This window comes from Desulfotignum phosphitoxidans DSM 13687 (genome assembly GCF_000350545.1).
In the GTDB taxonomy this organism is placed as follows: Bacteria; Desulfobacterota; Desulfobacteria; order Desulfobacterales; family Desulfobacteraceae; genus Desulfotignum; species Desulfotignum phosphitoxidans.
Map to the genome: position 1 here is coordinate 46,441 of NZ_APJX01000004.1, position 18,959 is coordinate 65,399.

16 protein-coding genes are annotated in these 18,959 nt (G+C 52.8%); 6 read left to right on the forward strand and 10 right to left on the reverse strand.

The annotated features are described in order from the left end of the window. Positions 1-92 precede the first annotated feature (92 nt). Together pgeF and rfaE2 are read right to left on the reverse strand one after the other, a co-directional pair. Positions 93-857: a peptidoglycan editing factor PgeF gene (gene pgeF / locus DPO_RS09910; RefSeq protein WP_006965734.1), complete on the reverse strand. Its 765-nt coding sequence runs from the start codon at positions 855-857 to the stop codon at positions 93-95. A 20-nt stretch (positions 858-877) separates the two neighbouring features. Next, a complete protein-coding gene (rfaE2, locus tag DPO_RS09915; protein ID WP_006965735.1) occupies positions 878-1,378 on the reverse strand; it encodes a D-glycero-beta-D-manno-heptose 1-phosphate adenylyltransferase in 501 nt (166 codons plus the stop codon). A gap of 290 nt (positions 1,379-1,668) precedes the next feature. On the opposite strand from rfaE2, the gene DPO_RS09925 reads away from it, so the two are divergent. Beyond that, positions 1,669-2,220 (forward strand): response regulator, encoded by a 552-nt coding sequence (locus tag DPO_RS09925; protein WP_006965736.1) that lies wholly within the window; start codon positions 1,669-1,671, stop codon positions 2,218-2,220. A gap of 54 nt (positions 2,221-2,274) precedes the next feature. Here DPO_RS09925 and DPO_RS09930 read toward each other — a convergent pair whose 3' ends face one another. The 8 genes from DPO_RS09930 to DPO_RS09965 all read right to left on the reverse strand — a co-directional run bounded on the left by DPO_RS09930 (position 2,275) and on the right by DPO_RS09965 (position 11,411). Beyond that, positions 2,275-3,567: a TRAP transporter large permease gene (locus tag DPO_RS09930; RefSeq protein ID WP_006965737.1), complete on the reverse strand. Its 1,293-nt coding sequence runs from the start codon at positions 3,565-3,567 to the stop codon at positions 2,275-2,277. Positions 3,568-3,582: 15 nt separating this feature from the next. Next, positions 3,583-4,065: a TRAP transporter small permease gene (locus tag DPO_RS09935; RefSeq protein WP_006965738.1), complete on the reverse strand. Its 483-nt coding sequence runs from the start codon at positions 4,063-4,065 to the stop codon at positions 3,583-3,585. An 88-nt stretch (positions 4,066-4,153) separates the two neighbouring features. Next, positions 4,154-5,233 (reverse strand): TRAP transporter substrate-binding protein, encoded by a 1,080-nt coding sequence (locus DPO_RS09940; protein WP_006965739.1) that lies wholly within the window; start codon positions 5,231-5,233, stop codon positions 4,154-4,156. Between the two features lie 95 nt (positions 5,234-5,328). Next, positions 5,329-6,909: a class I adenylate-forming enzyme family protein gene (locus DPO_RS09945; protein ID WP_006965741.1), complete on the reverse strand. Its 1,581-nt coding sequence runs from the start codon at positions 6,907-6,909 to the stop codon at positions 5,329-5,331. Positions 6,910-6,946: 37 nt separating this feature from the next. Beyond that, entirely contained in the window at positions 6,947-7,879 is a 933-nt protein-coding gene (locus DPO_RS09950; protein WP_006965742.1) for a BKACE family enzyme, read from the reverse strand. A gap of 47 nt (positions 7,880-7,926) precedes the next feature. Continuing rightward, on the reverse strand, positions 7,927-8,409 hold the full coding sequence (locus DPO_RS09955) for an Lrp/AsnC family transcriptional regulator (RefSeq protein WP_006965743.1): 483 nt from the start codon (positions 8,407-8,409) through the stop codon (positions 7,927-7,929). A 20-nt stretch (positions 8,410-8,429) separates the two neighbouring features. Continuing rightward, positions 8,430-9,767, reverse strand: a complete 1,338-nt coding sequence (locus tag DPO_RS09960; protein WP_006965744.1) for an aspartate aminotransferase family protein — start codon at positions 9,765-9,767, stop codon at positions 8,430-8,432. Between the two features lie 21 nt (positions 9,768-9,788). Next, positions 9,789-11,411: an aromatic amino acid lyase gene (locus tag DPO_RS09965; RefSeq protein ID WP_006965746.1), complete on the reverse strand. Its 1,623-nt coding sequence runs from the start codon at positions 11,409-11,411 to the stop codon at positions 9,789-9,791. Positions 11,412-11,782: 371 nt separating this feature from the next. Here DPO_RS09965 and DPO_RS23895 point away from each other — a divergent pair, with 371 nt between their 5' ends. Genes DPO_RS23895 through DPO_RS23900 form a run of 5 tightly spaced genes read left to right on the forward strand, consistent with a single transcriptional unit; the run spans position 11,783 to position 18,950 of the window. Continuing rightward, positions 11,783-13,879, forward strand: a complete 2,097-nt coding sequence (locus DPO_RS23895; RefSeq protein WP_006965747.1) for an SUMF1/EgtB/PvdO family nonheme iron enzyme — start codon at positions 11,783-11,785, stop codon at positions 13,877-13,879. Continuing rightward, positions 13,857-14,291 carry a hypothetical protein gene (locus tag DPO_RS09975; protein ID WP_006965748.1) on the forward strand — a complete coding sequence of 145 codons (435 nt, stop codon included), beginning with the start codon at positions 13,857-13,859 and terminating at the stop codon, positions 14,289-14,291. Before DPO_RS23895 ends, DPO_RS09975 begins: the two co-directional genes overlap by 23 nt. Beyond that, positions 14,292-15,239 (forward strand): glycosyltransferase family 2 protein, encoded by a 948-nt coding sequence (locus DPO_RS09980; protein ID WP_006965749.1) that lies wholly within the window; start codon positions 14,292-14,294, stop codon positions 15,237-15,239. After that, positions 15,236-18,325 (forward strand): WD40/YVTN/BNR-like repeat-containing protein, encoded by a 3,090-nt coding sequence (locus DPO_RS09985; protein ID WP_006965750.1) that lies wholly within the window; start codon positions 15,236-15,238, stop codon positions 18,323-18,325. The genes DPO_RS09980 and DPO_RS09985 overlap by 4 nt, the downstream gene beginning before the upstream one ends. A 7-nt stretch (positions 18,326-18,332) precedes the next feature. Beyond that, positions 18,333-18,950, forward strand: a complete 618-nt coding sequence (locus tag DPO_RS23900) for a methyltransferase domain-containing protein (protein WP_006965751.1) — start codon at positions 18,333-18,335, stop codon at positions 18,948-18,950. Positions 18,951-18,959 lie beyond the last annotated feature (9 nt).

An 18,959-nucleotide genomic window follows, 5' to 3' on the forward strand; every position in this document is an offset into this window, starting at 1 on the left:
TGTTCAAAGATCAATTTATCTGTGTGCAAATATCATATGCTTTCAGCGAAGTCAACGTGAAAAAGCCCCTGCTCCGCCATTCTTTTCATACATCAGATCAAACCGATGGCGCAGGCGAACCGCCCGGTTTGCCGGGTCTTTCGATAGGAAAAAAACGTATCCGCACGGCACCGGGTACACTGGTTCATGTTCAGAATATGGGACGGGGTCACGCCTCTGGCAGTCAACTGGTCAAAAGAAAGGGCCCAGAAATCAAAATACGGCCGATCCTGAGATTTATATTGCCACAGCCGTTCAGGTATCTCTTTTTGATAATGGATGAACTGGGCGCAGCAGGGACCTAAAGAGGGTGAAATCCCCGCCAGAATTTGCTTTGGATCACACCCGAATCGCTCGATCATGACATCCACACATTGCCCGATGATATTTTTCACACTTCCCCGCCATCCGGAATGCACGTTGGCAATGACTTTTTTTTCAGGATCCGCCAGCATCACGGCCTGACAGTCCGCCACCTGGATCACCAGGGCCAGCTGGGTCAGATCGGTGACCACGGCATCCGCAGTCAGCGCCTTTCTGGTTGCGGGATGACCCGGTTCCCAGAACAGATCTGCATCGATTTTTTCGTCTCCGGCCAGCACCAGGACCTCTTTGCCATGGACCTGGTTTAAAAAAACGGCCCGGGGCATCTGTAACCATGACAGAATCCGATGCCGGTTTTCTATGACTGCGGCCGGATCATCTCCCGTGCTGAACCCCACGTTCAGTGAATCAAAGGGCGGCCGACTCACCCCGCCTTTGCGGGGAAACACCCCGTGAACCAGATGTGAGCAGGTTGATAAATGGGAAAATGTCATTTTGGGTCCAGGAAAGGATCTCACGGTGTTTCCCTGCCATACAATGCGCCGATGCGCTGGATAATGGTTGTGGTGGAAATGCCCGGCGCCAGGTCGATCCGTGCCACCCGTCCGCCGCGGGCCTTGACGACATCCGCGCCCACAATGGCATGTTCCGCCCAGTCCGCCCCTTTCACCAGCACATCCGGGCAGATCCTTTCAATCAAAGTCAACGGATCGGGTGCATCGAACAGCACCACATAATCCACCATCTGAAGGGCCGCCACCACAATGGCCCGCTGATCCTGATTGATGACCGGACGTTTTTCCCCTTTAATGGTTTTGACAGACACATCGGAATTCAGCCCTAAAACCAGGACATCCCCCAATTCAGCGGCGGCTGACAGATATGTGACATGCCCGGCATGGACCAGATCAAAGCATCCATTGGTAAAGACAATGGTTTTCCCCTCCCCACGAAGACGTTCAGCAATGACAGCGATATCTGAAAACGTGACAATTTTTTTTACAAATGGTATCATGACCCCTTCCCGGTCCTGTGAATGGATGATTCATCCGTGTTGCGTGCCTGATATTTCATGCTTACTTTATCGATTACAATCAGAATCTGCAACCGGATTTTCACCTGCTTTCAATTATTTGAAGTGCATGTTCTTTATTGACATTCCATGCAAATTTAAGTAATTTATAAAAATTAAGGACTTTTCCATGATAAGTTAATTTTATTTTATCCTGAACGTTTTTAGATAAAACATTTAAAATAAAATACGTATAATACCTTTTTATATAAAGTTTATAAGGAGAAATGCTCATGGCCAAATCTTTTTTAAAAAACAAGCATATTCTGGCAGTGGATGATGAAAAAGATATCATTGAAACCATTCAGGAAATTCTGGATACAGCCACCGTGGATTCCGCCACCGATTATAAAACCGCGTCGGAAAAAATTTACAACACCCGGTATGATCTGGCGATCCTGGACATTATGGGTGTCAATGGCATCAAACTGCTGGAAGAATGCGTCCAGCGGGATATCCCGGCCATCATGCTCACGGCCAATGCCATGAATCCCCAGGCGTTGATCGAGTCCATCAAAAAAGGCGCGATTTCCTATCTGTCCAAAGAGCATTTAAGTGATCTGGATACCTTGATTGAAGAATTCATGGATGCGCAAAAACAGGGAAAACCCACATGGAAGCTGCTGTTTGATAAACTCGGGGATCACTTTGATCTGCGTTTCGGTGACAACTGGAAAGATGAGAACAAAGATTTCTGGGATGAATTTGAACAGCACTGGACCGTGTCCAGAGGGATTCAGGAGCGGCTGCGCCACAATCCCGACATCATGAGCAAAGGCATATAAGCCAGCGCCCGCCGCCCGGTTGGCGGCGGACGCTGCAACGGATCGTTTTATGGGTTAATTGTATCCGAACATCCGGGGCAGAAACAAAACGACCTGGGGAAAATAGGTCAAAAAGAACAACACACCGATCTGGATGACCAGAAACGGCCAGATGGCCCGGGACACATAAATAATATCCCGCTTGGCCAGCGCCCCGGTGATAAACAGGCTCACCCCCATGGGCGGGGTACAGTATCCAATGGCCAGGTTCACGGTCATGATCAGCCCGAAATGCATGGGATCCACACCAAAGGGTCCTAAAAGCGGCAGAAACACCGGTCCTAAAATCAATGTGGCGGAAATAATATCCATGAACATGCCGATGATCAGCAAAAGAATGTTCATGGCCAGTAAAAACATAATCGGGGACTGGATGGTGGAGACCACCACTTCGGCCACCCGGTTGGGAATATTTTCAAAGGTCAGATACCGGCCGAAACAGGTGGCCGATGCCACGATCAGCAGCAGGGTGGCCGATGTAACCGCAGAACTTACGGTCACATCCTTGATGTCGTTAAAACTCATGGACCGGTAGATAAAATATTCCACAAACAGCGCATAAACCGATGCCACCACGGCCGCCTCATTGGCCGTGAACATGCCGGAAAATATCCCGCCGAAGATGATGACAATGAGCATCAACGCCCAGAACCCTTCCTTGAAAATCGCCAGCAGATCTCCCATTCTGGGGGCGGGCAGCCGTTTGATATCGGTTCTGTTCCGGTATTTGAGCCAGCTGTAGATGCAGACACATAAAATAATCAGCAGCCCGGGAATGAATCCCGTGATGAACAGCCCTTCCAGCGACACATTACTGATCATGGAATAAAATATCATGCTGATGCTGGGAGGGATGATCACGCCTAAGTTCGGGGAGGTGGTCATGAGCCCCAGGGTATATTTTTCATCATACCCGTTTCTCATCAACGCCGGGATCATGAATCCGCCCAGGGCCACCACCGTGGCCACGGTGGAACCGGAAATGGCCCCGAACAGCCCGCATCCGATCACCCCTGCCATGCCTAAGCCCCCCGGCAGCCAGCTCACCAAAGCATTGGCCAGGTTAATGAGTTTTTCCACAGTTTTTCCCTTGCTCATGATATTGCCGCAAAGGATAAAAAACAGCACCACCACCAGAGAAAAATTATCCAGACTCCTGAAAAGGGTCTGGATCAAAAGGCCCAGAGGCATGTCCAGAAAAAAAATCAGCCCGATGGCCGCGGTAAAAAACAGACACAAAAAAACGGGTACATAGGTAAACATGCACCCCAAAAGAACACAAAGAATAATCAGATCATTTGTCTGCATGGAAAAAGGCCCTTTTTATTTTGATGTAAAATCCTGAACCATCACCTGAACCGTCCTGAGAAACACCATCAAGCCTGTCACCGGCATGACGGCGTATACAACAACCAAAGGAATCTGCATGATGATGGTTTTCTGGTGGGTCAAAAGCTGGAGATGGGTCATTTTATATCCATAATAAATCATCATCCCGGCAAACACCAGCATCAGGATATTGGTATAAAAGGTCAGGCCTTTTTTGAGTCTGGGAAAAATCTGGACCACGGCGTCAATCCGGATCATGGCCCGCTGCTTGACGGCCACGCTGGCGCCTATGAACGTGGAGTAAATAATCACAATCCGCACCAGCTCTTCACTCCAGGCAAGGGTATAATTAAATCCATACCGCAGGACCACATTGAAAAACAACGCGATCAGCGCGGTGATCACAATAATGAAAAGGGTCCATTCTTCAAAATGACTGGCAGCTGTATCCAGTTTCTTCAGTATTTTCCCAAGCATATATAACAAACTCCGGGTTCAATGATTGATAAAAGAGTCAGGCCTGCTCAAAACAAACAGGCCCTCCCCGTCAGTCAACTATCCGATATTATTCGCTTAAAAAATCCTGCACCTCTTTTAAGAAATTATCCGGTCGATAGGTATCTCCGGGATACAACCGATTGATTTCTTCGGCATATTTTTCATAGGTGGGCTGGCTCTGGTCTTTGAGAATTTCTATTTCCGCTTCCGGCAACTGGATGAATTCCACGCCTTCCCCCTGGGCTGCTACTTTGTTCTCTGCTTCCCAGACAGCCGTTCTTTTCCGGTTCTCAGCCGCCACATCATGGACCGTCGCAATAAAGGTCTGGCGCAGATCTTCGGGCAGGCTGGCCAGCCATGCCTTGTTGAAAATCCAGATAAACAGCCCCTGGGCATAGTTGATCTCGGTAAAATATTTGGCCACCTCAAATTTTTTGGTCAGGTAGCACACGGCCAGGGTGTGGTCCAGACCGGTGATGACGCCTTGTTTCAGGGCCACGGGCACATCCGGCCAGGGCATGGCAACCGGGTTGAATCCCCAGTTCCGGTAGGACAGCTGGTTCACGGCGGCTTCGGCCGTTCTGAATTTGACTTTCTTGGCATCGGCAATGTTTCTGACCGGCACGGTGGTGGCCCAGCCATAATGGCCGTATCCCGTGATATCCAGACCCGTGATGCCCTGGTGATCCATGGCATTCAAAAAATGACCGTACAGTTTTTCATTGGAAGTGAATTTGTCCAGTTTTTCAAAGGAATCCACTAAAAACGGCAGGTTGACGATACCGAACCGGGGCCCTAAATTGGTGGATGCCACCGAAGACACCCCCATCCCCTGAATCGCCCCCATCTGGAGCATGTTCAGCACCTCCACTTCGCCGCCTAAAATGGAAAGGGGTTTGAAATCGATGTAGATCTGGCCGTTGGTGCGTTTCCACAGCTCATCGCGCATTTCAAATCCGGCATGGGTGCCCACCAGAGCGGGTGTGGACACATTGGAAACAATGCATTTGTACTTGGCCCCGCTGGGATCGAAATCCGGTTTCCATTTGTCCAGAGATGAGGCCATGGCCAGTCCGGAGCCGATGAGCATCAAGGCAGCTACCGTCAAAACCAGCAGTAAACTTGAAGATAAGCGAAATTTCATCATGTCTGTTCCTTTCCAAAAAAAGTTTAAAAATATAATGTTATCAGAGCAGCGGGCTCTTTACCTCCACACTGGTGGTAACCTGGGTCGGACGGAACTTATGCCAGTTGTTTAAACGCCTCTTTACGGCCGGTATATTTTTGCCTGAGCTGGGGTTTCATCAATTTCCCCGTGGGATTTCTGGGGACTTCATCAAACGTCACTTTCCGGGGTACTTTGTACAGGGACAGCTTGGTTTTGGCAAACTCAATCACATCCTCTTCGGTCATCTGCCGTCCCTCCTTGAGCTGGACCACGGCCATCACGATTTCCACCAGCCGGTCGTCCGGATACCCGATACAGGCCACATCATCGATGTCCGGATGATCCATGAGCGCATCCTCGATTTCCACGGGATAGATGTTTTCCCCGCCGCTGGTGATCATGTCTTTCATGCGGTCCACAATATAAAAATACCCGTCTTTGTCTCTTTTTAATAGATCTCCCGTGTAAAGCCAACCATTTTTTATGGTCTCTGCCGTTTTTTCAGGATTGGAATAATATTCATACATCATGCGGGGGGTTCTGAACACCAGTTCACCCACCTCCCCGGCAGGCAGTTCTTCGCCTAAGGGGTCCACGATTTTGGCTTCCACGCTGAACGTGGGCTTGCCGATGGATCCCGGCTTGGTCAGGACATCTTCGGGATACAGGTTAAAAGTTCCCCCGCCGCCGCCTTCAGTGATGCCGTAGATATTGGACACTTTGCAGGGCAGTTTTTCCACCAGTTCCTTCATGATGTCAAACGGCACGGGCTGGGCACCCACTTCCATATATTTCCAGGAAGACAGATCATAATCCGCCAGCCGGATCGTTCCCTTGTTCATTGCATTGAGAATGGCAATGGCGATGGGCACGACAAACAATGTATCAGTACACCCTTCTGCGGCGATGGCCTCGATGATCCATTTGGGATCCTTGAAATCCCTGATAATGGTGCCTGCCGCACCCGTGGCGTAGAACGGGGCCCATAGAAACAGGGTCCCGGAATGGTACAGGGGCAGAAAAATCAGGTAATTGTCATCTTTTTGTACAAAATAGGTCATGCCGTTGCCCACGGCCGTGCTGTTCAAAGAATAATGGGTATGCAGCACGGGTTTGGGCTTGCCCGTGGTACCGGAGGTGAACATCATGGCCAGACCGTGATCCCGTTCCACTTCCACCATGGCATCCCCGGTATTTTCATAATTTTTGATGGCCGCATAATCGGTCATGTCCGAGGGCACCTCTGTGCCCACACAGATAAAATGTTTAATGGTGGTCAACGTGTCCTGCACCGGCTGCACCACGCCTAAAAATTCCGAACCCAGGATGAACACATCCGGGTTGCACACCTTTGCCGCATACTGGATATCCGGGCCTTCGAACCGGAAATTCAGCGGCACCACAATCGCGCCCAGGCGGATAATGGCATAATAGGTAACCATCCACTCCAGGGAATTGTTCTGGAGATGCATGACGAAATCCCCTTTTTTCACCCCCAGTTCCTTTGCCAGGTAATTGGCGGTGCGGTTGATCTCGTCATTGAATTCCTGCCAGGTAAAGGTGCGCCGGGACCCTTCTCCCGGCATTCTTTCGATCAGGCAAACCTTGTCAGGAATGTGTCTTGCATGGATTGAAGCATAACCTGAGTAGTTCAATGATCCCTCCTTATATTTCACGTTTTTAGGCCATCATCTAAAAATTGACCTTGTCCAGCCCCTTAAGTCCTAACATCTCTCTGGCTTCATCCGAGGTGGCCGGCACCAGGCTCATCTCCTTTGCCACGTTTTTGACCTTGTTGACCTGGTCGGCAGATGCCTTGGCCATGACGCCTTTGCCCGCATACACGGAATCCTCCAGCCCCACCCGCACGTTCTGGGCACCCATGGCCATGGCTGTGGAAGTGATGGGAATCTGATACCTGCCCCCGGCCGCCACGGACCAGGTGAAATTTTCTTGGCCCAGCACCTCTTTGGCTTCGTCATGGATCAGCACCAGGTGTTTGACCGAAGGGGTCATCCACCCCACCATGGGACCGAACACAAACTGCAGATGCACGGGCAGTTTTACCAGGTTTTCCTCCATGAGCCATTTCACATAAGACACATGGCCCAGTTCATAAATCTCGAATTCCGGTTTGGTGTCGATTTCCAGAAAGGTCTTGGCATAGATCAGATCGTCATTAAAGGTGGGGCGGAAGGTCACATTCTTGCACAGTTCCAGATACTCTTTTTCCCAGTCATACTTGAATTCCTTGAACCGGCTGGCGATCTGAAAGATGCCGAAGTTGAAAGGGGCCGGGTCAAAGGAGCACATTTCCGGTTGCAGTTTTTTGATGGGAATCAGTTTTTCTTCCGTGGTCTGGTTCATGCCCCCGCCCGTGGTGGGCAAAAGGATCAAGTTACACCGGGCTTTGATTTTGGAATGCACTTCTAAAAACAGGTCCGGGTCGGACACGGGCAGGCCGTTTTCCGGGTTGCGCACATGAATGTGGGCAATGGCGGCCCCGGCCTCCCAGGCCTTGACCGCATCCTCCACAATCTCATCCGGCGTGATGGGCAGATAATCACTCATGGTGGGAATGTGAACCGAACCCGTGATCGCTGCGGTAATGATCAGTTTATCCATACACTGACTCCTTCCTCTATTATAATTTATGTGGTTGGCATTGATTTTTAAACTCTGTATTCTTCCTCCATATCCAGCAGAAACATCTTTTTCACTTTGACGTTATCAATGATAAAAGACGATTTAATGATCTGAATGCCTTCTATCTGCGTCAGTTTTTTGTTCATGAACTCCCCGTAGGTTTTGATATCCCGGGCCGCCACTTTGAGAATAAAATCATCGGCCCCGGCAATCTGATAACATTCAATCACCTCGTCCAAAGCCATGAATTTCTCCTTGATCACCGCCACGGAGGACAGATTGCTCAAATTCAGACTGATGTTCACCATGGCAATGATGGAAAGCCCGATTTTTTCGGGATTCACCACTGCGGTAAAATGGGTGATCACCCCTGCCAGTTCCAGGCGCTTGACCCGTTCCAAAGTGGCAGGGGCGGATATTCCCACGATTTTTGACAATTTTGAATTGGTTATCTTCCCATTTTCCTGAAGCGTGTTCAAGATCTTTTTATCAATTCTGTCCAATACCATATTGCTTCTCCAAAATTTAGTTATAAAAGCAAATGGGTATATTTTTCCTGGATCAAAGGCAACAGTTCTTTCAATGTTTCATCCATTTTACCCACGAGCATATCCATCTCATCATCGGTAATTTTCGTGGACAAAATAAACAATCCTCTGGGGATGTTGAAAATCCGTTTGTTAAGCAACGACAAATGCATCAGGGTGTGCAGTTCCTCTTCCGATTCCAGGACATCTGCGGCCTTGATGGTGGGCCGGTTCACAAAATGGATATTGAGCAATGATCCGATCTGGTTGGACTGAATGTTCAGCCCGTTGTCGGCAATGCTTGCCAGCAGTCCTTTCTGGAACCGGGCTCCTTTGGCATTGATATCGGCGATGGTTTGTTCGTCATACTTGGTCATGGCGGCAAATCCGGCCTGCATCACGGTTTCATACCCGTTAAAGGTCCCTGAATGATACAACGGTTTTTCCGTGTTTTCATGGCAGTAAATGTTCATGAATTCAGCCTTGCCTCCCAAGACCCCGATGGGCAGGCCTCCCCCCACCACCTTTCCCACGGTGGTGAGATCCGGAACCACGCCATACAGGTTCTGGCACCCGCCGATGTCCACCCGGAAGGAAAAAATCTCGTCAAAGATCAAAAGCACGCCCTGGGCCCGGGTCACTTCCCGGATCCGCTTGAGCAGCCCTTCTTCGGGCAGCACCACGCCCCCGGCCCCTAAAAACGGCTCCATGATCACCGCGGCCAGGTGGGGCGCGTTTTCCTTCACCGCTTTTTCCGCGGCAACAGGATCATTGAACGGCACCTCCAGCATGTCTGCGGTCATGCCTGCCGGAATCCCGGCCGTGATCACGTTTTTCTTGGTGGAAGCCGCCACACAGTCATGGGTCCCGTGGAACCCGCCGGTCATCTTCAGGATCTTGTCTTTTCCGGTAATGGCCCGGGCCGTGCGCATGGCAAACATGGTGGCCTCCGTGCCGGAGTTGAGAAACCGCACCTTATCAAACCCCGGCACCCGGTCACACAGCAGTTTGGCCAGACGGTACTGGCCGTCCGTGGGGGTGGAATACTGGGAACCCCGCTCAATGCCCGCCTGCACCGCCGCCACCACATCCGGGTCCCCGTGTCCGTGCACCAGGGCCCCATAGGCATTGGTGACATCCAGCAGTTCATGGCCCTCATGGGTGTACACATGGGCCCCTTTGCCATAGTCGATGTGGATGGGCCAGGGCTTGAAATAGCTCAGGCTTCTTGTGGCCCCACCCGGAATATACTTGACCAGGCGCTGGTGCCGCTCTCTGGAAGCCGGATAGGTTTCCCGGTACTTATCAACGATTTTCGCTGCAACAGGATGCGCTGACATAATTCCTCCCCCTATGATTTCCTAATCTCTTTTATGGACAATGAGCAGTTCTCCCACGGCATCTTCCACTCTTTTCACGAACTCACCGGATTCGATCCGGGCTTTGAGTTCCTCCATATCGTCGATATATACTTTGTCCTTGCCCATATAGGCCAGGGTTTCACGCACGGCGTCAAACATGATCTTTCCGGCGGGACTCAGTTTTTCCGGTCCCCGCAGATCTGCAGCCTGGGCCGCGCACAGCAGTTCAAATGACAGAATATGATTGGTGTTTTCCACGATTTTTCGTGCTTTTCTGCCCGCGATCAGGCCGAAACTGACGATATCCTGAAAATCCGCTGTCGAGGTGATGGACTGGATCGAAGCCGGCACGGCCAGGGTCCGGTTTTCCGCCACAAGCGAGGTGGTCATGAACTGCCCGCCCATCAGCCCCATGCGGACTCCGGTGTCTTCCTTGCACAGGAAAGGCGGCAGTCCGGTGCTGTGGGCCGCATCCATGAACCGGTCGATGCGCCGGTCAGACACCACGCCTAAATTGACCATGGAGATGCCTAAGCAGTCCATGGCAAAAGAGATGGGCTGGCCGTGGAAATGGCCGTTGTGAATGAATGTATCAAATTCGGTAAAGATCAACGGGTTGTCATTGCTGGAGTTGAGCTCCCGCAGCAGCACTTCATGGGCCGTGTTCACGGCTTCCTTGGTGGGCCCTACAAACTGGGGCGTACACCTGATGGAATACGCATCTTCCACTGGAATATCAGCCACGGAAATGCCTTCGTGTTTTTTGAGCACGGCCTGGAGTTTAAGAGACAGTTCCAGTTCATCAATGGCCAGTTCCGATCCCGTGAGCAGTTTGGTCAAATTCATGGCCGTGGCATACTGGCCGGGATGGTATTTTTGCTCATGAACCCGGACATCAAAGGGATTGATCCGGCCCATCAGGGTTTCAATGGCGAACGCGGCAATGATGTCCGAGTTCTTCAGGGTATTGGTGGCCTCGGTGATCACGGTGCAGGCCAGACCCACCATGGCCGAGGTGCCGTTGATCAAAGACAGTCCTTCTTTAGCATTCAGATACATCAGCTCCACACCGGCCGCGTCCATGGCGGCCTTGCCGGGCATGACTTCCCCTTTGTACCGGGCTTTCCATTCACCGAATCCCACGGCAGCGATACACCCCAATGGCCCCAGATCCCCGCTGGTGCCCAGGGACCCTTTCCGGGGAACCAGGGGAAACACCTGCTTGTTGATCATATCCAGGTAAATCTTCAGGTTTTTCTCCTTGATCCCGGAATATCCCCGGCACAGGGAGTTGGCCCGGGCGATCATAAAAATTCGCACCAGTTCGTCTTCAAACGGCTTTCCCACCTGGGTGGTGATGCTTCTCACCAGGTTTTTCTGAAAATCGTTGTCCCGCTCCTTGGGCAGCAGATGGTCCACCAGCCCGCCGCAGCTGGTGTTCACCCCGTAAATGCAGCGTTCCTCATTGGCCCAGGTATCCACCATCTTGCGGCAGTCCCGGATTTTGGGCCAGTTGTCTTCCTTGACTTCCACCTGCATGGACAGGTCGTGACCTGCCTGCATCAGTTCTTCAATGGTCAAGGTGTACCCGTCCAGAATAAGGCGATTGTCTTTGATCGGCATAGCATCCTCCTAAGAATTATATCGTTGGCTGTGATGGTTATCTGCAGGGAAATGTTTTCAGGCACCGGATCGTTCCATTATCCGCTTTTCCCTGTTTCAAACCTAACCAGATCCCAAATTCATTGTCAAGAAATATTTTTAATAATATAAGGATTATTTTCAAAATAATAATATATTATTCCAAAGATAACCCTTAATACAATTGTTTTTTAACCTTAAATCCGGATATGCCTTATTTTTATTAAATCGTACCAACCGATAATGACAACACCTGATTAACGCGCCATTCCTGATTCTTTACCTTGAATTTATAGTCAAAATAACGTATGGAATAAAAACATGCATTGCACCGCACACAAGGAGAATGACACATGACGTCAGCGCGCTTGATATTCCCCGCGATATTTGCCTTAACCGGTTTATTTTTTCTGTCAGGATGTTCAACTTTCCCCACGGGTAAGGAAAGCGACAACCGGGTCGTCCAGCGGGAAACCCACGCCTCTTATCAAAACGCTTCTGCGACGTCTCCTGCACCGGCGACCATGGCACCGGGCACCCTGTCTTATCCTGCCGGGTCCTCCTATCCTCCGGCATCTTCCCCGGCCGCCGGTCAGAACGTGAGTGCCACGGCAGAGCGGTTTGCCACATCTTACAACCAGGCCATGCAGGACAAGGAAGAATTGAGCATGGCAGCGGCAGCCAATGACCTGGCACGGTCCCAGCAACTCATCCGGTCCTACAACCGAAACATGAACGATTCAAAAAACAGTTTCCAGCTGCTGCAAGAAATCATCGAAAACCAGGGCACCGGGGATATCACCCTGTTTTTTCCGGTCAACTCCGCTGAAATTCCGGAAAACTCCTTTCAATACAACCGGCTGATCCGATACCTGGATTCCCTTGAAAGAAACAACCAGGGTCGAAAAATCGTGTTTGTGATCATGGGCTCCGCCTCTGCCACAGGCGAAGAAACCCATAACAAAATATTGTCCCGGAACCGGGCCAACGCTCCGATTCCCATCATTGACCATTATCTGGTCAATGTACCCCACACCTATCACAAGGTTTACGGCATCGGTGAATCCCAGAGCCCCCAGGAAACAACCGATGATGTCCACCAGCGTTACCAGTTCGTGCGCATCATGGGGTTGTACGAAGACGCGCCTTTTTCTGCCGGCCATACAGCGTCACCTTTTTTAGCAGGAACCGGCATGGGAAACATGCAGGGCTATTATCCCAGGGAGTTCATCAATGCCTTTGGTATGAAATTCATCTGGGTCCCGGCCGGATCGTTTCTCATGGGAAGCCCGGAAACCGAAGTGCGGCGGGATAAAAACGAAATCCAGCATCAGGTCACCTTGACCCGAGGTTTCTATCTCCAGGCCACGGAAACCACCCAGCAGCAGTGGATCGCAGTGATGGGGTCCAACCCGGCCCATTTCAAAAACTGCGGTATGGACTGCCCGGTTGAAAATGTCCGATACTCAGATGTGGTGACGTTTCTGGAACGGCTCAATGATCTGGAAAACACCACCCATTACCGGCTGCCCACGGAAGCGGAATGGGAATACGCAGCCCGGGCCGGCACCACGTCCGCGTTTTTCAACGGCCCCATGGTGGATGAAACCGCGGAAAAATGGGATTTCAGTTACAACCCCTACCTGGATTCCGTGGGATGGTATTTCAGAAATTCCGACCAGGCCCCCCACCGGGTAGGATTGAAAGCCCCCAATCCCTGGGGATTTTACGACATGCACGGCAATGTCTGGGAATGGTGCAGTGACTGGCAGCGACCTTACCCGTTCCATCCGGAAATTGACCCCCAGGGCGCGGAGTCCGGAGAATCAAAAATCCGGCGGGGCGGCAGCTGGGCCCATTATCCGGAATACTGCCGATCCGCCTACCGGTCCTGGTTTGATCCGGAAGACCGGAACCCGGAAGTGGGATTCCGGCTGGCACTGACCAGCCTGGAAAAGAAAAGAGTGGCGGTGAAACTGCCGGAACCGGAACCGCCTGCCCCAGTGCAGCCCCCGCCCCCTGCCCCGAAACCAAAGGCCAAACCCAGGCCCAAACCGGATCCTGAACCCATCCCCATGCCGGGCCCTGCAGAAGTCACCCACTGTATCCTGATCCGGGATATCACGTTTGACCTGGATTCCGCTGTCATCAACCACCGGATGAAGCCGCTGCTGGACCGGGCCGTGGAAATCCTGGAAAAATATGACGGCAAAATAGAACTGCACGGCCACACCTGTTCGCTGGCCCCCAAAGCCTATAATATGGACTTGGGGCTGCGGCGGGCCCAGTCGGTCAAAAACTATCTGATCAAACAAGGGATTGCCGAAAGCCGGATATCCATTAAATCGTTTGGTGAAGAATCGCCGAAATTCACCAACATGACGGAATCCGGGCGGTCTTTGAACCGGCGGGTGGAGATTCTGGTCCATGGGTTTATGGATGAAGAGTAATTATCTGTGCATCGCGGCCCTGGCCATAATCCTGGCCGGCCTGTTTTTTAATCTGCCCTGTTATGCGGAATCGCAAACAGCTGTGGAAAAAAAATTCAACACCTTTGCCGGCAACTGGATTTTTAGGATCGAAACCGCTTATCTGCACACCCGGGAAAATCCGAAAATTGAATTTTCCAACGGCCAATACCAGGCATCTTTTCACCAAGTGGCACCCGACACCATCCAAACGGATGTCAAACCGGCAGCCGGTTCATCATCCATTTTCACCGGGGTCCTGCAATACAATGAATACCTGTTCCAAAGCAAGGGAGCCACAAGAGACCAGGCCATGGCCGGGCCGTTTGAGCCGGCATCCCTGAAGAAAATGACGGAAATTTTCCTGTATGAAAACGGATCATGGATGCCGTAAATGATGCCTTTCTCCGACCTGCCAAAAGCCAGCATCATCATCGCCACCTACAACCGGCCAAAAGAGCTGACTGTGGCCATTGCATCGATCCTGGACCAGACCGTCCACCCCCATGAAATCATCGTGGTGGACGACGGGGCACTGACAGACCCGCCCCTGCAGGCTGATGCAAAGCGAAAAGGTATTCGATACATTTACATCCGGAAATCCCCGGAAAACCGTGGATTGACCCGGTCCCGGAACGCCGGCATCGATGCCGCCACCGGCGACATCCTGTTTTTCCTGGATGACGATGTCAAACTGTTCACCGATTTTCTGGAAAACTCCCTGGCGTGTTACCACAACAATCCTCATATTGACGGCATGGGCGGCGGGGAAATTGTAAATAAAAAACCGTCTATATCCCAAAAGCTTTGGTTTGCATACGGGGTTGTCTTCTGTATGACCGGTTTTAAAAAAGGATATTTTCTGCCATCCGCCTTTTCCACCAATCTGGGGAACCCGAACCTGAAAACCCGGTTCGGCCCGGTGGAATTTCTGGGCGGGGCCTCGTTCTCGTTTCGTAGACATGTGTTTGAAACCGCCCGATTCTCCGAAGAATTTGCCGGATACGGCCTGGGAGAAGACAAGGAATTTTCATACCGGGTTTCCTGTACCCACACCCTGTATGCCAACCCGGCGGCCAAACTGTATCATTTCGAATCCCCGGTAATGCGGTACCAGAAATATGACCGGGCCAAAGCCACGGTGCTGTCCAAACATCACTTTCTGACCCATTGCAACGTCAAGCAACGTTTCAACGGGTTCTGGTTCTGTCATGCCATGACCGGGTACCTGCTCAAACGGGTGATTCTCATGCTCATCTCCTTTGACAGGGGCGAGGTGGACCGGGTCAGGGGCACGCTGGCTGGAATTTTTACCATCCTGAAAAAAAGACGCATCCCATGACCCGGCGTTCCCAAAAATACTGGTTCATGCTGCTGTTTTTTGTGGTCTTCAACATGATCTGGCTGCCGGTTTTCCCTTGCTTCGCAGACAAACCCTTGTTTCCCATTCCGCCCCAGCTGGATATTTCCACGACCCGACCGGCAACTCCCCCGGGAAACAAGAACCCACAGCCATTGACACATGACAACCAGTCCCTGATGCAGCCGGTGCCGGACGGGGTCTGGCGCACCGTGGATCCGGGCGGCTCCGGGGGCACCCTGGATTTTGTCATGCACCCGGCCGACGGCACCCTGATGGCCAGCTCCGACATGGGGCGAAGCCTGCTGCGCTGCACTGACTGGCACAAAGGGTTTGAACCGGTCGCACCCCCGGGCCATCCCACCCTGGATGTGCTGGTACCCCATCCCCGGCACAAAGGAACCTGGTATGCCGGGTTTGACTCCCCTGACGGCAAAGGACTGTTCAGATCCAGGGACAACGGCGATACCTGGAAACTGATTCACGCCAGCAGCGCCATGGCCCGTAACACGGTTTACGGCCTGGTGATCGATACCGTTGCCGGTGACACCCTGATATGGGGGATCAGGAAACAAGGCCTTGTGATCAGCCGGGACCATGGACAAACATTTGCCGATTTTTCTGAAGGCCTGGATACGAACCAGCTGTATGGGTTTTCCAAAAACCTGTCCGCAAAAATCCCGCTTCTGGCCGCTGATATCGGCAACCAGACTCTGCTGTTTCTGGCAACCCCCAAAGGGTTGTACCAGCGAAGCCTTCATCCGGATACAACCGGCCGTGCATGGAGAAGAATTCCGGATTTGCCGGTGGAACCCATCACCTGCCTGGCCCATGACTCGATCAAAAAATGGGTATGGGCCGTCACCCGGTCCGGCAGGCTGTTCAAGAACGATCTTGCCACAGGCCGATGGGAACAGGTGCCTTACACCCAAACCTCCCCGTCGCCACCCGGCATCACCCTGCTGCAGACCCACCCCCAAAAACCCGGGCACCTGTGGTGCTTTTCCCATGGCCGGGCCGGTCTGTTTCACACCCGGGACCAGGGAGCCACCTGGCAGTGGCTGACAAGGCGTTTTCTGACAGAGACGGACGTATTTCAGGGAAATGTACCCAGAGACTTCCGGCACCGGAACAAATTTATGCGCGATTATTTTTTCATCCATCCCGGCAACCCGGACCACCTGATCCTGGGAGATATGTACCAGAGCCTGGACGGCGGCCGGACCTGGCGGTTTGCCGCCGCCCGGTACCTGCCGGACCGGCATGCTTATCAAGGCAAGGGCCTGACCCTGTTGACCGCATACCGGGCGTTCTGGGACCAGGTACATCCCAACCGGGTCTACCTGGGATTCTCAGACACCGGGCTGATGCAAAGCGATGACCGGGGCGCCTCGGTCAAATCCCTGTGGAGCAGCGATTACCCGGACCTCTATTCCCTGGCCTACTGGAGCACCCAGATGCTGGACACCAGCGGGACCTGCATGGCCTTTGCCGCTGATCCGGAATATCCGGGCACCCGGTTTTACGGCATGTCCGGCAAAGGCGGCCCCAACAGTGCCAAAGGCATGCTGTTCAAAACCGTCACCAGCGGCCGGCACTGGGAACCGGTATTTCCCGAACAAAGCGGGCTGCCAGGCGGCATGATCACGGACCTGGTGCTCATGGACGGACAGGGCTATCACCGCCGGACCCTGTATGCGGCCGTCAACCACCTGAACCAGGGCCGGCCGGAATCCGGGATCTATCTTTCCAGGGACAGCGGCAACACGTTTGAACGCCTGGCTGACAGCGTTACCTCCCCGCTGGGATTTCCCCTCATGAGCCTCGATGTCTGCCGGGACCACCCGGATATCCTTTATGCCGCTGCCAGCAGCGAAGGGGGCAAACGCCCGGCCCGGGAACTCCGGAAAACAGTGGATGTCCCCCTGCCCGATGGCGGTGTTTTCCGGTCCAGTGACGGGGGCGGCACCTGGATTCGGACCGGGGGTCCGGAACTGGCCGGGGCCGTGCAGGTGGCGGTTCACCCCCATGATCCGGACATTGCATACGCCGCAGTGGTACCGGGCCGGGGAAAATCCGACGCAGAAACCCATGTCAAACGGGGCGGGATTCTCAAAACCCTGGATGGGGGAAGAACCTGGAATCATGTCCTGGATTTTTCCTCTCCCGTCCCCGGCCTGGGCCCCATCGATGCCGGGGCGCCTGCGTCGGTGGCCGTCAACCCGGTGCTGCCGGAAATCGTGTATGCAGCCGTGGACCGGGCCGGCGTGTTCCGGACCCTGGACAGCGGCACCACCTGGGACCGGGTGGACTGGGACGGATTGAAACCATTCCAGGCCACCTACCATACCCTGACCATCAATCCCCATGACCCGGCTGAATTCTTTCTGGCCCTGTTCGGCAACTCTTTTCTGGCCTTTCGGGACCCGGTTGCGGCAAGGTTCCTGGATCCGGCCCGCCGGTCCAACCCCTTTGATCCCGTCCTGAACAGTGGTTTCGAGCTGACCCAAAACAACGGCACCCCGGTGCACTGGACCTGGCAAAACCTGGCCCACCCCGGACCGGACGGCACCCCGATCCTTTCTATCTCAACCGCCCCGGACAGAAACGGCAACGCCCTGCGGGTGAAAATGAGCGCTGCCACCTACCGGAATCCCGCGTTTACCGGTGACGGCCAGGTGCCCATCACATTTTTATCCCATCAAATCTCCCCGTTTGCCCTGTCACAGGTCCGGGGAAACACCATCCAGGTCAGCTATGATATCTATGCCACCAGGCTCAAGGGACCGGACCTGCCCATCCTGAGCCTGGTCGAAACCATTGGCCGGGATACGCACTTAATTGCCGAGCTGCCGGCGGCCCTGGCATTCACCCATACCCCGTATAAAAAAATGGACATAAAAAAAGGGCATCCCCTGGCAGGCAAATGGCTGACAGTGTCCACCACCGCAGCTGTGTCGTCCCGGGCCAATGCCCTTACCCTGATACTGCACACCACAGACAAAAATCAGAAAACCGATTATTACATTGATCATGTAACCATCCGGAAAACCCGGTCACCTGGATAAAGGTCCCATGGCAAACAAACCCTTCACCGGCGTTGTCAAATGCCTTAAAAACGGAATCTATCGGATCTATGAACGCTGGTTCGGCCTGGATACGCCCACGGACAACCTGAGCCGGAACGCGTTTGCCTATACCACCGACATGGTGGGGTATGCCCCTTCAGACTGGCTCACGGCAAAACGTCTCGACAAAATCATCCGGTTTTCTCCCACAGACGTGTTTGCCGATTTTGGCTCCGGAAAAGGAAAAATGGTGTTCCTGGCGGCCCGGTATCCGTTCAAAAAAGTGATCGGCATTGAAATCTCCAGACACCTGCACGACATCGCCCAGAAAAACATTGAGCACACCCGGAAAACCTTTGCCTGCAGCCAGGTGGAACTCATCCACATGGACGTCCTGGATTATCAGATCCCTGATGACCTGACCATTGCCTATTTTTTCAACCCGTTTGTCAATGAAATTTTCACGGGCGTGATCAACCATATCCATGAATCTTTTATCCGCACCCCCCGGCCCATGTGGATCGCCTATAAGAACCCGATCATGCGCCATCACCTGGACACCTGCCCCTGGCTGGAATTCAAGCGGCTTTACCACAACATCGCGTTTTACCGCACCCATATCTGACCGGCATCA

Excerpts from the sequence above, each read along its gene's own strand:
- pgeF (WP_006965734.1), bottom strand. The coding sequence starts at position 857 with ATGACATTTTCCCATTTATCAACCTGCTCACATCTGGTTCACGGGGTG.
- rfaE2 (WP_006965735.1), bottom strand. The coding sequence starts at position 1,378 with ATGATACCATTTGTAAAAAAAATTGTCACGTTTTCAGATATCGCTGTC.
- DPO_RS09925 (WP_006965736.1), top strand. The coding sequence starts at position 1,669 with ATGGCCAAATCTTTTTTAAAAAACAAGCATATTCTGGCAGTGGATGAT.
- DPO_RS09930 (WP_006965737.1), bottom strand. The coding sequence starts at position 3,567 with ATGCAGACAAATGATCTGATTATTCTTTGTGTTCTTTTGGGGTGCATG.
- DPO_RS09935 (WP_006965738.1), bottom strand. The coding sequence starts at position 4,065 with ATGCTTGGGAAAATACTGAAGAAACTGGATACAGCTGCCAGTCATTTT.
- DPO_RS09940 (WP_006965739.1), bottom strand. The coding sequence starts at position 5,233 with ATGATGAAATTTCGCTTATCTTCAAGTTTACTGCTGGTTTTGACGGTA.
- DPO_RS09950 (WP_006965742.1), bottom strand. The coding sequence starts at position 7,879 with ATGGATAAACTGATCATTACCGCAGCGATCACGGGTTCGGTTCACATT.
- DPO_RS09955 (WP_006965743.1), bottom strand. The coding sequence starts at position 8,409 with ATGGTATTGGACAGAATTGATAAAAAGATCTTGAACACGCTTCAGGAA.
- DPO_RS09960 (WP_006965744.1), bottom strand. The coding sequence starts at position 9,767 with ATGTCAGCGCATCCTGTTGCAGCGAAAATCGTTGATAAGTACCGGGAA.
- DPO_RS09965 (WP_006965746.1), bottom strand. The coding sequence starts at position 11,411 with ATGCCGATCAAAGACAATCGCCTTATTCTGGACGGGTACACCTTGACC.
- DPO_RS23895 (WP_006965747.1), top strand. The coding sequence starts at position 11,783 with ATGACGTCAGCGCGCTTGATATTCCCCGCGATATTTGCCTTAACCGGT.
- DPO_RS09975 (WP_006965748.1), top strand. The coding sequence starts at position 13,857 with ATGGGTTTATGGATGAAGAGTAATTATCTGTGCATCGCGGCCCTGGCC.
- DPO_RS09980 (WP_006965749.1), top strand. The coding sequence starts at position 14,292 with ATGATGCCTTTCTCCGACCTGCCAAAAGCCAGCATCATCATCGCCACC.
- DPO_RS09985 (WP_006965750.1), top strand. The coding sequence starts at position 15,236 with ATGACCCGGCGTTCCCAAAAATACTGGTTCATGCTGCTGTTTTTTGTG.
- DPO_RS23900 (WP_006965751.1), top strand. The coding sequence starts at position 18,333 with ATGGCAAACAAACCCTTCACCGGCGTTGTCAAATGCCTTAAAAACGGA.